Source organism: Streptomyces sp. NPDC006332, from assembly GCF_040612855.1.
GTDB lineage: Bacteria > Actinomycetota > Actinomycetes > Streptomycetales > Streptomycetaceae > Streptomyces.
Window position 1 is genome coordinate 22812 of the sequence record NZ_JBEXRA010000051.1, and the last position, 14440, is coordinate 37251.

Annotated in this window: 12 protein-coding genes and 2 pseudogenes; 11 read left to right on the forward strand and 3 right to left on the reverse strand. The window is 70.9% G+C overall.

The window, feature by feature from the left end; genetic code table 11:
• The first annotated feature begins 118 nt into the window (after positions 1–118).
• Positions 119–538 (forward strand): nuclear transport factor 2 family protein, encoded by a 420-nt coding sequence (locus ABZ027_RS33990; protein ID WP_356775146.1) that lies wholly within the window; start codon positions 119–121, stop codon positions 536–538.
• A 28-nt stretch (positions 539–566) separates the two neighbouring features.
• On the opposite strand, the gene ABZ027_RS33995 is transcribed toward ABZ027_RS33990, so the two are convergent.
• Positions 567–1346 (reverse strand): IclR family transcriptional regulator, encoded by a 780-nt coding sequence (locus ABZ027_RS33995; protein ID WP_356775148.1) that lies wholly within the window; start codon positions 1344–1346, stop codon positions 567–569.
• A 151-nt stretch (positions 1347–1497) separates the two neighbouring features.
• Here ABZ027_RS33995 and ABZ027_RS34000 point away from each other — a divergent pair, with 151 nt between their 5' ends.
• From ABZ027_RS34000 to ABZ027_RS34015, 4 genes are all read left to right on the forward strand, one after another.
• Positions 1498–2598, forward strand: coding sequence for an NAD(P)-dependent alcohol dehydrogenase (locus ABZ027_RS34000; protein ID WP_356775150.1), 1101 nt, complete (start codon positions 1498–1500; stop codon positions 2596–2598).
• 194 nt (positions 2599–2792) lie between these two features.
• Positions 2793–4490, forward strand: a complete 1698-nt coding sequence (locus tag ABZ027_RS34005; protein ID WP_356775152.1) for a thiamine pyrophosphate-binding protein — start codon at positions 2793–2795, stop codon at positions 4488–4490.
• Positions 4491–4521: 31 nt separating this feature from the next.
• Positions 4522–5340: an SDR family oxidoreductase gene (locus tag ABZ027_RS34010; protein WP_356775154.1), complete on the forward strand. Its 819-nt coding sequence runs from the start codon at positions 4522–4524 to the stop codon at positions 5338–5340.
• A 14-nt stretch (positions 5341–5354) separates the two neighbouring features.
• Positions 5355–5903: a VOC family protein gene (locus ABZ027_RS34015; protein WP_356775156.1), complete on the forward strand. Its 549-nt coding sequence runs from the start codon at positions 5355–5357 to the stop codon at positions 5901–5903.
• A 187-nt stretch (positions 5904–6090) separates the two neighbouring features.
• Here ABZ027_RS34015 and ABZ027_RS34020 read toward each other — a convergent pair whose 3' ends face one another.
• On the reverse strand, positions 6091–6969 hold the full coding sequence (locus tag ABZ027_RS34020) for a helix-turn-helix transcriptional regulator (protein ID WP_356775158.1): 879 nt from the start codon (positions 6967–6969) through the stop codon (positions 6091–6093).
• 102 nt (positions 6970–7071) lie between these two features.
• Between ABZ027_RS34020 and ABZ027_RS34025 the strand changes: the two genes are divergently transcribed.
• The 3 genes and pseudogenes from ABZ027_RS34025 to ABZ027_RS34035 all read left to right on the forward strand — a co-directional run.
• The gene (locus tag ABZ027_RS34025; protein WP_356775160.1) at positions 7072–7767 is read left to right on the forward strand and encodes an SDR family NAD(P)-dependent oxidoreductase; all 696 of its coding nucleotides are present in this window, start codon (positions 7072–7074) and stop codon (positions 7765–7767) included.
• A 375-nt stretch (positions 7768–8142) separates the two neighbouring features.
• A pseudogene (locus tag ABZ027_RS34030) lies at positions 8143–8439 on the forward strand (XdhC family protein); the annotation flags it as partial.
• 102 nt (positions 8440–8541) lie between these two features.
• Positions 8542–8999 (forward strand): annotated as a pseudogene (locus ABZ027_RS34035) ((2Fe-2S)-binding protein); the annotation flags it as partial.
• Between the two features lie 15 nt (positions 9000–9014).
• Here the strand turns inward: ABZ027_RS34035 and ABZ027_RS34040 are convergent.
• A complete protein-coding gene (locus tag ABZ027_RS34040) occupies positions 9015–9491 on the reverse strand; it encodes a tautomerase enzyme (protein ID WP_356775162.1) in 477 nt (158 codons plus the stop codon).
• 121 nt (positions 9492–9612) lie between these two features.
• Here ABZ027_RS34040 and ABZ027_RS34045 point away from each other — a divergent pair, with 121 nt between their 5' ends.
• The 3 genes from ABZ027_RS34045 (at position 9613) to ABZ027_RS34055 (ending at position 14395) form a co-directional block, all read left to right on the forward strand.
• A complete protein-coding gene (locus ABZ027_RS34045; RefSeq protein WP_356775164.1) occupies positions 9613–10461 on the forward strand; it encodes an oxygenase MpaB family protein in 849 nt (282 codons plus the stop codon).
• 61 nt (positions 10462–10522) lie between these two features.
• Complete coding sequence (locus ABZ027_RS34050; RefSeq protein ID WP_356775166.1) at positions 10523–12766, forward strand: tetratricopeptide repeat protein; 2244 nt, start codon at positions 10523–10525, stop codon at positions 12764–12766.
• Positions 12767–12820: 54 nt separating this feature from the next.
• Positions 12821–14395: an NAD(P)/FAD-dependent oxidoreductase gene (locus ABZ027_RS34055; protein ID WP_356775168.1), complete on the forward strand. Its 1575-nt coding sequence runs from the start codon at positions 12821–12823 to the stop codon at positions 14393–14395.
• Positions 14396–14440 lie beyond the last annotated feature (45 nt).

Genomic DNA, 14440 nt, shown 5'->3' on the forward strand with positions numbered 1-14440 from the left:
GGCCGCCTGGAACACCGGGACGCCCGCCGCGACTCCTTCCTGGGAGGAGCCACCGCGGCGGGCGAGGCCGTACCCCGCACAACGATCACACCCAACCCACTCGGACAGGAGTCGGACCATGACCACCACACAGTCAACGCCGGGCAGCAAGGACGACGTCCGCGGGCTGGACACGGTCTCCCAGGCAGAGGCGGCGTGGCTCGTCGCGATCACCCAAGGGGACGAGGAGCAGCGTGCGCTCATGCTCCCCGACTGCGTGATCGTGCACGGGCCGGTCGGGAACGTCCACGACCGCGAGCGCTTCCTCGCTTACAACGCGTCGATGGGAGCCACCGTCGAGGCCGAGACCAGCGAGGTGACGTGGCGGGAACGAGAGGGACGGGCCATCGTGACGTGTTTTCAGAAGATGCGCATCCGGCGCGTGCCCGACCTGCCGCCGTTCCTGGTGCAGGCGGTGGCCACCCGGGTGTGGTTCGCGACCGACGAGGGATGGCGGCTCGGCCACATGCAGCTCTCCCGGCGGCAACCCGCGGTATGACGCGCCGGACTTCCCGCCGCGCGCGAGGTCACGACGTACGGATGGGAATGCCCGGCCGCCAGCCAAGGCTCCGGGACAGCCCCAGCCCGCTCGCGACCAGCGAGGGAACGGCCGCCTGGAGTTTGATCGAGCCCGCGGCCACCACGACGGACAGTGCCGCGACGACCTTGCCGCGGCCGTCGACGATGCGTGTCGCGACCGACTCGGCGCCCTCGCTCAACTCCTCCTTGACGACAACCGTTCCGGTCGAGCGACAGGACGCCAGTTCGCGACGGAGTTCGGCCGGGTCCACGATCGTCCTCGGAGTGAAGCGCCGCAGTCTGCCCGCCAGCACCTCGTCGATGAACTCCGGACTGCTGTGGCTCAGCAGCACCTTGCCGACACCCGAGCAGTGCAGCGGCAGATGGCCGCCGACCTGCGAGGTGAGCCCGACGGCGTTGACCGCCGAGAGGCGTTCGATGATCACCGCCTCGTCGTCCTGGAGGACGGCCAGCTGCACATGCTGGCGCAGAGCCGTGTACAGGTCCTCCACGAAAGGCTGGGCGGCGCTGCGGAGCGTCTCCGCGCGGGGTGCGAGTGTGCCGAGACGCCACAGCCGCAGGCCGACCGCGAACCGGTTGTCGCTGGTGCGCTCCAACGCACCGGCCTCCACGAGTTCGAGCGTGAGGCGCCGCGCGGTGGCGTGCGGCATGCCGGTGCGCCTGACCAGGTCGGCGAGGCTCAGCTCCGTGTGGTCGGGGTCGAAGGCGAACAGCAGGTCCCACAGCCGAGAGCTGACGGTCCGGCCGGGCTCGTTCGCGCGAGGCATGGGCCTCTCCTTCGTCGTTCCTGACTCTGGCCACTCTACTTTCATGTTCGTTGGATGGATACAGCAGTTCTAACAACGCGCACTCCGCCGAACTCTTGCACGGAGCGAAGAACGGCTGGATCAACGACTACGACTCGGAGGTCGCCGTCTCATGAAGATCACTGCGGCGGTGTCACGCGAAAGCCGGACCGTCCCCGGGCTGGAGCCGGTCGACCTCGGTGAACCGAGGCCGGACGAGGTCCTGGTGCGCATGGTGGCGACCGGCATCTGCCACACCGACATCCATGCGCACAACGGCCGTGGTGTTCCCGTTCCTCGCCCGATCGTGCTCGGCCACGAGGGCGCGGGCGTCGTGGAGGCGGTCGGGGCCGGGGTGACGCGGCTCGTGCCCGGTGACCACGTGGTGCTCTCGGGCAACTCCTGCGGTGCGTGCCCCCGCTGTCTCGACGCGCGGCCCACCTACTGCCGGGAGGCGATGCGGGTGGCGTTCGGCGGCGCGCGACTCGACGGCAGCTCACCGATCACCCAGGACGGTGACCGGATCGCGGCGATGTTCTTCGGACAGTCCTCCTTCGCGACGTACGCACTGGCGCCCGCACGCAGCGCGGTCCTCCTGCCGAAGGACGTCCCGCTCCACCTGATGGGACCGCTCGGCTGCGGTGTCATCACGGGGGCGGGCTCGGTCCTGGAGTCGTTCCGGCTCCGCCCCGGACAGTCGATCGCGGTGTTCGGCACCGGAGGCGTGGGACTGGCGGCCGTCATGGCGGCCCGTCTCGCAGGTGCCCGGCACATCGTCGCCGTCGACATCAACCGGCCCCGGCTCGACCTCGCCCGGGAGCTGGGAGCGACGGACACCGTGCTGGGCGGCGCCGGTGCCGAACAGGCGCTGCGAGACCTCGACCCCGACGGCTTCGACTTCGCGTACGTCACCGCGGACGTGCCGTTCGTCTACGCGACCGCGACGACGTGCCTCTCTGTCGAAGGCACCCTGGGCTTCGTGGTGGCACCCGCGGGCGAATGGGTTCCGGACACCGGTTTCCTCCTCGCCGGGGGCCGCAGGCTCCAAGGGATCATCGGAGGCTCGGCCAACCCCCACGTGCTGATCCCGCAACTCGTCGAGTACTGGCGGGCGGGTCGGTTCCCCTTCGACCGGATGATCGAGGAGTTCCCGTTCAGCGAATTCGCCCGAGCGTGGACGGAGACCGGTTCCGGGCGGGTGATCAAGGCCGTGCTCAGGATGCCGGAAACCTGAGATCGCTTCCGCGCACAGCCCGTCGGCGGGGTCACGATCGTGCGATGTCGATCAAGGCTTTGGCCGTCCAACGAACACAGTCATTGTCGTACCCCACGACCTCACCCAGACTGCGGCACGGGCGGCCCGAGACGCGGCCCGGCCGCAGCGCCCCTTGTCGAAACCCGAGTACGTTCAGAGAGGCGGACCACCGTATGGCAACCGCAACCGGTAGTGGGCTCGTCGTCAGAACGCTGCGGCGAGCCGGGGTCGACGTGGCCTTCGGTCTGCCCGGAGCGCACATCGACGGCATCCTCCAGGATGCCCTGGACGCCAAGCTGCGGGTCGTCGACGTGCGCCACGAAGTGAACGCCGGCCACGCGGCCGAGGGCTACGCACGGGTCACCGGGGAGCTGGGTGTCGCCGTCGTGACGGCCGGGGGCGGCTTCACCAACGTCCTGACCTCGGTCGCCAACGCCTATCTGGACCGAACGCCGGTGCTCTACATCGCGGGCTCGGGCCCGCTGGAGACGGACCAGGTCAACGACCAGCAGGCCGGGTTCGACCAGGTCGCCATGGCGACCCCGGTGACGAAGTTCGCGCACCGCGTCACCCGTGCCGAGCTGATCCCGCGTCTGGTCGCCCAGGCGATCCGCACCGCACAGTCGGAGCCCAAGGGCCCGGTGCTCCTCGACATTCCCTGGGACGTCCTGCGCCAGACGGTCGACGTCGACGAGGCCGAGAACTACCGCGTCGAGATCGACGGCACCGGCATCGCCCCCACCAGTGGCGTCGACCGCATCGTCGAGGCACTCGGCGCCGCCCGGCGGCCGATCGCGCTGGTCGGCAAGTCCTTCGTCACCGCCGAGGCGCGCGCACTGTTGCACGAGTTCGCCGCCCGAGCGGGCGTGCCCCTGTTCTCCGACTGGGAGGGACTCGGAGCGATCGCCGGCTCCGCACAGCAGGTCGGTCTCGTCCAGACCCTGGCCACCGTCTCCGAGGACGAGCGGCCCGACCTGGTCCTGCTGCTCGGGCTGCGCTTCGGAATGGCCACCCAGTTCGGCACCGGGCGGCTGCTCCCGAAGAGCGCGCGGATCTTCCAGATCGACCCCGACGGTCGTGAGCTGGGCCGTCTGCAGGAGGTCGAGCTCGGCGTCCAGGCCGACCCCATCGGCACGATCGGCCTGCTGAACGAGCGGCTGGGCGACGGCCCCGTACCCTCAGGGCGAGAGGACTGGCTCACGGCCCTGCGGGACATCTCCGCCACCCGGCGGTCCGCGCTCGCCGCCGAGACCGAGCAGCACGAGGACGCGGCGATCCACCCGTACCTCGCGGTCCGTACGATCGCCGAGAGCGTCCCCGACCAGGCCACCGTCGTCGTCGACGGCGCTCTGACCGAGCTGTGGCTCTCGGAGACGATCGCGCTCGCGCCGCTGTCCCACTACCTAGGGCACGGATACCTCAGTTCGATGGGCAGCAACTTCGGTGTGGCGCTCGGAGCGCAGTACGCGCATCCCGACAGGGCGACGATCCTCGTCACCGGCGACGGCGCCGTCGGCTACAGCCTCGCCGAGTTCGACTCCCTCGTCCGGGCGGGACTCCCGGTCGTCGTGATCGTCCTCAACAACCGGGCGTGGGGCGCCACCCTGCACACCCAGCAGTTCGTCTTCGGACAGGACCGTGTCACCAACAACCGCCTGGAGAACGGCTCCTACAGCGGCGTGGCGCGAGCCCTCGGCGCGGACGGCGTCGACGTCACCGAGCTGGACCAGCTTGGCCCGGCGATCGAGGCCGCCCTCGCGGCCCGCCGGCCGACCTGCATCGACGTACGCGTGAGCCTCGCGCCCATTCCTCCGGAGGAGCGCGTCCTGAACGGCGGAGCTCCGTTCGGTGGCGTCGAGATCGACGCCTGAGCCACCTTTCGGAGCGACCAGAAGGAGCGTCATGAACGACACGACCGACGCGGGACGTTCCGAACCGGCCGTCGGGGCCCGGCGGCAGCGCTTCCTCGGGAAGACCTGCCTCGTCAGCGGCGGCAGCAGAGGACTGGGACTGGCAGCCGCTCAGGCCTTCGCGCGTGAGGGCGCGCGCGTGGTGATCATCGCGCGGGACCCGGACCAGTTGAAGGTCGCGAGCGGTCTCATCGGTGACGGCACGATCACCGTCGCGGCCGACCTCTCCTCGGTGGCCGGCATCAAGGCCGCGCTCAGCGAGGTCACCGCGGAGGTCGACCACGTGGACGCCGCCTACCTCAACGCGGGGCACGCCGGCATGAAGCGCCTCGACGACATGGACGAAGCCACCTGGGACAGCGTGTTCGACACCAACGTCAAGGGCTCGTTCTTCCTCATGCAGGGGCTCAGGCCCTTGCTCGCACCCGGCGGGGCCGTCGTCTTCTGCGGCTCGGCGGCCGGCCGAAGGGCCGGCGCGGGAACCGCCGCCTACGGAGCCAGCAAGGCCGCACTGGAGCACCTGACGCGCATTCTCGCCGCCGAGGTCATCGCCGACGGTATCCGCGTCAACATCGTCATTCCGGCCGGCATGAACACCGATATCGCCTCCCGTACGACGGGCCTGGCGCCCGGGGGAGCGGACGCCTTCCGAGAGCGGATCAGGCTCAGTACTCCCATGCTTCGGGAAGGGGAACCGGACGAACTCGCCGACGCCGTGCTCTTCCTGGCCTCGTCGGAAGCCGGCTACATCACGGGTGCGGCCCTCCCGGTGGACGGCGGCCTCACCAGCTTCATCCGTCCGTCGCCCTAGAGAGGACGACCACCGTGGATTTTCCCTTCGGCCAGCCGACCGACGCCGTCGTCCAGGTCGCGTACACCGTCCCCGACCTCGCCATCGGAATGCGCTGGTGGACCGACCACCTCGGCGTCGGCCCCTGGTTCGTGAACCAGAGGATCGGCGGCGAGGGTTCCACCTACCGCGGTGAGCCCGGGAAGGCCGAGTTCACCCTCGCGCTCGCCTTCTCGGGGCACATGATGATCGAGCTCGTCCAGACCCTCGACGACGAGCCTTCGATCTACCAGGACGCATACGACCGCCACGGCTACGGCTTCCACCACGTGGCCAAGGCCGTGCCCAACGTCAGGGAGGAGGTCGAACGCCGCGAGGCGAGCGGGGCGATGGTGCGTTTTCACGATGTGGCCCCGGGTGGCGAGGTCTTCTTCCTGGACGGTGGTGAAGACGCCCCGGGGATGATCGAGCTTGTCCAGGACAGCGAGATCACGCGGCAGATGTTCACCTCTGTCTGGCGGGCGTCGGTCGACTGGGACGGCTCGCGACCTGTCAGGGACTTCGCGGAGTTGCTGCCTGACTGACATTCGGCCGGTACGACGGAGGGGCGGTCCTGCCGGACCGCCCGTCCATCATGTGTCCGGGTCCCGCACCCGTCGGCTGATCGGCTGATCGGCTGATCGGCGCTACTTTCCGGCGGTGATTTAGACGTAGGTGGTGCCGGTGACCTTGCGGTGGTCGTAGGTGCCGGTGACCTTGGCGCTGCGATCGTTACGGCGTGGAGAACAGGCCGGGCCCCGAAGACGCGGGGCCGTCGGCGTGGACGCCGCCCGTGACGCGCAGGAACTCCAGTTTTTCCGCGTCGGTGGAGCCCGCGGCGACCGTGTAGACGACGAGGCGGATGTCGCAGCCTGGGACGGTGAGCACGTCGCAGTCGCAGATCACCTCGCCCACCTGGGGGTGTACGACGGTCTTGCGGGCCGAGACGTGCGGGCCGACCGTGCCCTCCTCCCACAGGCGGGCGAACTCCGCGCTGGTGGAGCGCAGTTCCTCGATGAGGTCGGTCAGGCCGCGGTCGCGGGGGTAGCTGATGAGAGCTGTGCGCAGGTCGGCGACGAGGGCGGGTTTGAGGGCGTCGTCGTCCCGGAGCACGGGCCAGGCCGCGAGCGGCCTGGGCACGTCGACGAAGACCGACCGTGCCAGGTTGCGCTCGTGGTGGGTCAGTGCGCTGGGGTCGCCCATCAGTACCGCCCATGCGGGGGTCCAGGACAGCAAGGTCCAGTCGGCACTGAACACGCCTGCGGGGAATTCCCCGAGGCGGGCCAGCATCCGTTGGACCCCGGCCGGGACATGCGTGGAGACCGTTCCCTCCTGGGGCGGCAGGAGGCCGGCCAGCCGGTAGGCGTGATCGCGCTCCATGGGCTGCAGCTGCAGTGCCCTGGTCAGGCTCGCGACGACCTGCGCCGATGGGCTGGTGGCGCGGCCCTGTTCCAGGCGGACCACGTAGTCGACCGACAACCCGGCGAGTTCGGCCAGTTCCTCGCGTCGCAGCCCCGCCGCGCGTCGTCCGGGCCGTGAGGTCAGTCCGACGTCGGTGGGAGAAAGCCGGTCGCGCCAGCGGTGCAGTGCCGTACCCAGGGTTTCGTCCACTTGGCCATTGTGTCCGCTGGGCGGGCGTTGTGCCTGGTACTGGCGGTCCTACCGTCGCAGAGGGCACTGGTTGTCCCTTTGTCGCACGCCGACAGTGGACGCATGACAACAACGTTCATCACCGGAGCCAACAAGTCCCTCGGGTACGAGACCGCCCGTCGCCTGATCGAGGCCGGCCACACCGTCGTCGTCGGCGCTCGCGACCCGGAGCGCGGCCGGGCGGCAGCCGACGCACTCGGTGCCCGTTTCGTCCAGATCGACGTGACGGACGACGCCTCGGTCGCCGCGGCCGCCGCCGACATCGAGGCCCGCGAGGGAAGCATCGACGTCCTGATCAACAACGCGGGCGTCTTCGGGACGCACAGCCACGCCGACCAGATCACGGCCGCTGACGCCGGCGAGGTCTTCGAGGTCAATGTCGTGGGGATCGTCCGGGTGACACACGCGTTCCTGCCGCTGCTGCGCAAGTCCGCGCACCCGGTCATCGTCAATGTCTCCAGCGGCATGGGGTCGTTCGCGGCCACCCACGACCCCGGGCGCGTCGAGTCGAGGAACCTCGCGCCGCTCTACACGGCCTCGAAGGCCGCCGTGACCATGCTGACCACGCAGTACGCGAAGTCCTGGCCGGACGTGAAGGTGAACGCGGCCGACCCCGGCTACACCGCGACCGACTTCAACGCGCACAGCGGCCCGCAGACCGTGACCGAGGGCACCGACGCGATCGTCGAACTCGCCACCATCGGGGCGGACGGACCGACCGGAACCTTCCGTGACCGTCATGGTGAGATGGCCTGGTGACGACCGGTCTGTAGACCACCTCCATCCCAGCCAGACCGTCAGTGCGGTGGTCATCGACCAGTTCACCTAGGGTCACCCCGTCCAGATGGCCGGTCGTCACCAGCCGCACCGACCGTCGCCGGGAGCGGAAGGCGTCTCACAGTGAGACTCATCCCGTCGTCGTCTTCCGGCATGCTCAGGCCGACGTGCCAGGGCGGAGCCTGAGGAGTGTGGGCGGACATGGCGAAACGGTCGTGGGGGCACCGAGAACGGCTGCTGGCTCTGGGCGGGGAGCGGCACACGACGCTGACGGCGTCCACCTGTCGGACCGGACGCTGTCGGGCGCCACGTCACTCCCCGGCATCAGCCCTTCTCCGGCGTAGCTGGGACAGGGAGGCCCTGCGGATGCCGGTCGCCTGCGTCGGTGCCATGGGATCGCGTCGCACCCACGCCGATCGTGAGCGCAGCTTGCGCGAAGCCGACCTGAGCGAACGGGAGTTGACCAGGCTCAGGTCACCGGTCTGCCTCGACCTCGGCGCCCGTACGCGCGAGGAGACCGCCCTGTCCATCGCGGCGGAGATCGTCGCCACCCGTCACGGCGGCACCGGCGTCCCCCTCACCGACGCCCAGACGCCCATCCACCCGGACACAGGTCAGCAGGCGGTACTGCGGACCGCACTGGGAGTCGCCTGATGGCGGCGCCCGGGAAGCAAGGAACCGAGCCTCTCCCAGGTCGAGCACGCGGACGTCTTTCGGACGGTGCCCGAGACCTCGGCCAACGACAACACGACCACCGTGGTCGGTGGCCTGATCACGGCGCCGCCCGCGTTCGGTGCCGAGGAAGCGGCGGTCGCCGAGGCGCCGCCGGGCAGTCGCGTTTCCCTGACGGTCCACGGCGTCCGGCGCACCGTCACGGTAGACAACCGCACCTCGCTGCTGGACCTGCTGCGCGAGCACCTGGACCTGACCGGTTCAAAGAAGGGCTGCAACGCCGGTGCCATGCGGCGCCTGTACCGTCCTGGTCGACGAACGCCGGGACAATTCCTGTCTGACGCCGGCGGTGCGTCTCGAAGGCGCCGAAGTCACCACGATCGAGGGCTTGGAGAACGGGGAGCGGCTCCACCCGCTGCAGCAGGCGTTCATCGACCAGGACGCCTTCCAGTGCGGCTTCTGCACCTCAGGCCAGATCGTGTCCGGGTGCCGCGTGCATCCAGGAGGGCCACACCGACTCCCCGGAGGAGATCCAGGAGTGGACGCACGGGATGGGGTCACGCGCCGAGTGCGGCGCGGACGGCCTTGACCTTCTCCTCGGTGAACACGCCGCTGTCGAGGAGGGAGAGGACGGACAGCACGCCGCCGCTGGAGCCCCAGCTGCCCTCGTCGATGACGCGGAGATTGACCCACCAGCTCGCCGACGGCTTCGACAGGCCGCAGGCGTCGGCCATCGCGGCCAGGACCCGCTCGACGACCGCGGATCTGACCTCCTGCCGCCAGTCCCCGTCCATCACCGCCACGTCGATCACCATGACGTCGGCGTCCGGGCCGATATCCGCGAGGAGCCGTCCGCCGATCGCCATCATGTCGGGCTCACGCTCGACGAAATGCACCTGGAAACCGACCCGTGCGGGCGGAGCGAACTGTCCCACCTCGGGCACGAGGACCGCGTCCGTCAGGGTCTCGGCCAACGTGCGACGCTGCTCGTGGCTCAGGCGCCCCGTCGGGGCGTTCACGGTGATGATCGTCATGGCATCTCCTATGACAGTCGTTATAGACGGCCTCAGGGTACACCGCCCTACCCCGCCGTACAGGGCCTGCCGGCGGGCTTGCGGTATCGACCAGAGCCCCGGCCCATGGCAGGGTGGGCCCATGAGCGAGGCCGACCCGGGGCTGTTCGGGCCCTCCTCCGTGACCTGGCAGATGCACGGTGACCCGATGATGTGGGTCGCCGGGATCCGCGCCCTCTATCTCCAGGCACTGCACCCGCGGGCGGTTCGCGGTGTCATGCAGAACTCCGACTTCCACAACGACGCGTGGGGCCGGCTGATGCGTACCGCCGGCTTTGTCGGCACCACGACCTACGGCACCACCGAGGCCGCCGAGAGGGCGGGCGCCCGGGTCCGCAAGATCCACCGGATGCTCGGCGCCACCGACCCCGACACCGGTGAGCGCTACCCCGTCGACGAGCCCGAACTGCTGCTCTGGGTGCACTGCGCTGAGATCGACTCGTACCTGCACGTCGTCCGCCGCTCCGGCTTCCCGCTCACTGACGCGCAGGCCGACCGGTACATCTGCGAACACCGGGTCAGTGCCCGTCTGGTGGGCCTCGACCCCGACGACGTACCGGCGGACCAGGCCGAGATGACCGCCTACTTCGAGAAGGTGCGCCCCGACCTGGCCGCCGGAGAAGACGCACGCACGGTGGACGACTTCCTGCTCCGCCCTCCCACGCATCCCCTCCTGGTCCCGGCGCGAGAGGTGCTGTGGCGGCGCGTGGCCCACCTGGCCTACGCCTCCCTGCCGCCGTACGCCCACGAGTTGTACGGCAGGCCGGCCCCGGAACCGGCGACCGTCACCCGGCGGCTGCGTGCCACGGGCACCCTGCTGCGCTGCGTTCCCGCACGTCTGCGCTGGCAACTCCCGCCCAAACACATCCTGCGCGCCATGGCCCGCCTCGGACCGACTGCTCGCCCGGCACCGTACAAACTCGGACGATAGCTCGCCATACTGGACCCGCCAGGGGTGGGTGAGGTGGAGTCGACGGGGGCGGTCGCGGGAGATGGGGGACGACAGGCTGATCCAGGGCCGGTACAGGCTGCTCGACCTGATCGGGCGGGGCGGTATGGGTGAGGTGTGGCGGGCCCGCGACGAGTCACTGGGCCGGCAGGTCGCCGTGAAGTGCCTCAAGCCGCTGGGCGGGCACCACGACCAGGCCTTCACCGCGGTCCTCAGGGAGCGGTTCCGGCGCGAGGCGAGGGTGGCGGCCGCGCTGCAGCACCGCGGGGTGACCGTCGTCCACGACTTCGGTGAGTGGGACGGCGTCCTCTACCTCGTCATGGAGCTCCTGGAGGGACGCAACCTCAGCCAGCTCCTGGAGGACAACAAGCAGCACCCGCTGCCGGTCCCCGATGTCGTGGAGATCGCCGAGCAGGTCGCCGCCGCCCTCGCCTACACCCATCAACAGGGCATCGTGCACCGCGACCTGAAGCCGGCGAACATCATGCGGCTGACCGACGGCACGGTGAAGATCTGCGACTTCGGCATCGCCCGCCTCGGCCACGACATCGGCTTCACCTCCCGGCTCACCGGTACCGGCATCGCCATGGGCACCCCGCACTACATGTCGCCGGAGCAGATCGGGGGCGTCGAGGTCGACCAGCGCAGCGACCTGTACTCGCTGGGCTGCGTGCTGTACGAGATCGCCACCGGCGCCCCGCCCTTCGACCTCGACGACCCCTGGGCGATCCTCATCGGCCACCGCGACACACCGCCCCGCCCGCCCCGCAGCCACCGCTCCGACCTGCCCGCCTACCTGGAGAAGGTCATCCTCGACCTGCTCGCCAAGCGTCCCGAGCAGCGCCCGGACGACGCCCGCGAGCTGGTCCGCCGGATCAGCACCGGCCGCGTCGCACCGATGTACGTGCCGACCGTCGTAACCCCGCAGCCGACGCCGCGCCCGTCCGAGCCGGCCACCTCGCGCGCGGCGGCCCGCCTGCCGTCCTGGACCCGGGGCATGACCACCGGTCACAAGGCCACCGGCTCCTCATCGCGCGCCAAGGCCCCCGACGCGGGCGCCGGCCTCACCGGCGAATGGATCCCGCGCCCGCCCGGCGGCAGACCTGAGGAACCGGTGCCCGACGCACCGCCCGCCCCCTCCCCGGAGGCGGTCACCGCGCTCGCCGGGCGCCACAACGCCGGGCTCAGCCTCGGACGGCTCGGCCGTTGGGCCGAGGCCGGTGAGGTGCACCGCGCGGTCGCCGCCGAACGCGAACACCTCCTCGGCCCCGACCACCCCGACACCCTCGCCAGCCACTACGAGGTCGCGTTCACCTACAGCCGCACCGGCCGCGCCGCTGACGCCCTGCGCGAGTACAAGCACGTCGCCCGCGCCCGCAGCATCGCGCTCGGCCCGGACCACCCCGACACCCTCGCCGCCCGCCAGGAAATGGCCTACGTCCTGGGCCAGTTGGGCCGCCACTTCGACGCCCACCAGGTGTACAACTCGGTGCTCGCCGCCCGGGAGAGCAGCATGGGCGCCGACCACCCGGACACCCTGCGCTGCCGCCACAACCTCGCCTTCAACCTCAGCAGGCTGGGCCGTCTGGAGGACTCGTACCGCATGGCCTGCGAGGTGGCCGCCGCGCGCGCCCGCGTGCTCGGCCCGCACCACCCCGACACCCTGGTCACCCGCTACGAGGTCGCCTACGCGCTCGGCCAGTTGGGCCGCTGGCCGGAAGCCCTGGGGACCTACCGCGAGGTGGCCGAGGCCCGTGCCCAGGCCCTGGGTCCCGACCACGCCGACACCCTCGCCGCCCGCTACGAGGTCGGCATCAGCCTCGGCCGTCTCGGCCGCAGCACGGAGGCGCTCGAGCTCTACCGCGAACTGATCGACGACCGCACCCGGATCCAGGGCCCCGCCCATCCCGAGACCCTGCGCGCCCGCCACGGTCTGGGCGTCAATCTCGGCCGCCTCGGCCGCTGGGAGGAGGCCCTCGCCGAGTCCCGCGACGTGTGCGCGATCCGCGAGCGCGTCCTGGGCGCCGACCACCCGGACACCCTGGTCAGCCGTCGTGAGGTCGCCGTCGGTCTCGGCTGGCTGGGCCGCTGGCCGGACGCGCTGACCGAGTACCGCCGGGTGGCCGCGGCCCGCGAGCGTGTCCTGGGCGCCGGTCACCCCGACACCCTGGCCAGCCGGAACGACGAGGCCCACTGCCTGGAGCAGCTCGGGCGGGGCGCGGAAGCCGTGGAGCTGTACCGCCAGGTGGCCGAGGCGCGGCAGCAGGGCACCCCCGGCGGCCACTGACCCGGGTGCGGCCCATCTCTGGCCGATGTGGATCACCCCGTGTTACGAAGAACCATGCCTGCACACGAGGGACACCGGACGTACGACGCCGTCGTCATCGGAGGCGGCCACAACGGGCTCGTCGCCGCCGCCTACCTGGCCCGGGCGGGACGCTCGGTGCTGGTCCTGGAGCGACTGGAGCGCACCGGCGGCGCCGCCGTCTCCACCCGCCCGTTCACCGGCGTGGACGCGCGACTGTCACGCTACTCGTACCTGGTCAGCCTGCTGCCGAAGAAGATCGTGCGGGACCTCGGGCTCGACTTCCGCGTCCGCACCCGCACCGTGTCGTCGTACACCCCCGTCGAGCGGGACGGCCGGCCGACCGGACTGCTGGTCGGCGGCAGCGAACGACGCACCCGGGAGGCGTTCGCCCGGCTCACCGGCGGGGAGGGCGAGTACCAGGCCTGGCAGCGGTTCTACGCCATGACCGGCCGCGTCGCCGAGCGGGTCTTCCCGACGCTCACCGAGCCGCTGCCCACCCGTGACGAGTTGCGCCGCCGCATCGACGACGAGGACGCCTGGCGCGTCCTGTTCGAGGAACCGATCGGCGCGGCGATCGAGGACCGTTTCGCCGACGACCTGGTGCGGGGCGTCGTCCTCACGGACGCCCTCATCGGCACCTTCGCCGACGCCCACGACCCCTCCCTACGGCAGAACCGCTGCTTCCTCTACCACGTCATCGGCGGCGGCACCGGAGCCTGGGACGTACCCGTCGGCGGCATGGGAGCCCTCACCGACGCGCTGGCCGAGGCGGCACGAGCGGCCGGCGCCGTCCTGGCCACCGGACACGAGGCCGTCCGTATCGACACGGACGGGCGCACCGCGGAGGTCACCTACCGGACCGCCGACGGGGAGAGCACGGTCGCCGCCGGGCACGTCCTGGTCAACGCCTCCCCGCGGGAACTGGCCGCCCTCACCGGCGACCGGGCCCCCGCGCCCGCCGAGGGCGCCCAGCTCAAGGTGAACATGCTCCTCGAACGACTGCCGAGGCTCCGCGACGAAACCGTCGATCCCCGAGAGGCGTTCTCCGGCACCTTCCACATCGCCGAGGGCTACGAGCAACTGGCCTCCGCCCACACCCAGGCCGCGTCCGGTGAACTGCCCGCCGCCCCGCCCTCGGAGATCTACTGCCACTCGCTCACCGACCCGACGATCCTCGGCCCGGACCTCGCCGAACAGGGCTACCAGACCCTGACCCTGTTCGGGCTGCACACGCCGGCCCGGCTCTTCGAGCGGGACAACGACGCCGTCCGCGACGAACTCCTGAAGTCCACCCTCGCCCAACTGGACGCCCACCTCGCCGAGCCGCTCGCCGACTGTCTGGCCACCGACGCCGACGGACGGCCCTGCATCGAGGCGAAGACCCCGCTCGACCTGGAGCGGGACCTGCGCCTTCCCGGCGGCAACATCTTCCACCGGGACCTCGCCTGGCCGTACGCCCAGGAGGACACCGGCCGCTGGGGCGTGGAGACCGGGCACCCCAACGTGCTGCTGTGCGGGGCGGGCGCGGTGCGCGGGGGCGGAGTGAGCGGGGTGCCGGGACACAACGCGGCGATGGCGGTGCTGGAGCGGGACGGTGGCGACGACTGAGGGCCGAGTTTCGCAAGCAGTCGCTGCGGGACGTCCCTGACGGGC

Excerpts from the sequence above, each read along its gene's own strand:
- ABZ027_RS33990 (WP_356775146.1), top strand. The coding sequence starts at position 119 with ATGACCACCACACAGTCAACGCCGGGCAGCAAGGACGACGTCCGCGGG.
- ABZ027_RS33995 (WP_356775148.1), bottom strand. The coding sequence starts at position 1,346 with ATGCCTCGCGCGAACGAGCCCGGCCGGACCGTCAGCTCTCGGCTGTGG.
- ABZ027_RS34000 (WP_356775150.1), top strand. The coding sequence starts at position 1,498 with ATGAAGATCACTGCGGCGGTGTCACGCGAAAGCCGGACCGTCCCCGGG.
- ABZ027_RS34005 (WP_356775152.1), top strand. The coding sequence starts at position 2,793 with ATGGCAACCGCAACCGGTAGTGGGCTCGTCGTCAGAACGCTGCGGCGA.
- ABZ027_RS34010 (WP_356775154.1), top strand. The coding sequence starts at position 4,522 with ATGAACGACACGACCGACGCGGGACGTTCCGAACCGGCCGTCGGGGCC.
- ABZ027_RS34025 (WP_356775160.1), top strand. The coding sequence starts at position 7,072 with ATGACAACAACGTTCATCACCGGAGCCAACAAGTCCCTCGGGTACGAG.
- ABZ027_RS34040 (WP_356775162.1), bottom strand. The coding sequence starts at position 9,491 with ATGACGATCATCACCGTGAACGCCCCGACGGGGCGCCTGAGCCACGAG.
- ABZ027_RS34045 (WP_356775164.1), top strand. The coding sequence starts at position 9,613 with ATGAGCGAGGCCGACCCGGGGCTGTTCGGGCCCTCCTCCGTGACCTGG.
- ABZ027_RS34050 (WP_356775166.1), top strand. The coding sequence starts at position 10,523 with ATGGGGGACGACAGGCTGATCCAGGGCCGGTACAGGCTGCTCGACCTG.
- ABZ027_RS34055 (WP_356775168.1), top strand. The coding sequence starts at position 12,821 with ATGCCTGCACACGAGGGACACCGGACGTACGACGCCGTCGTCATCGGA.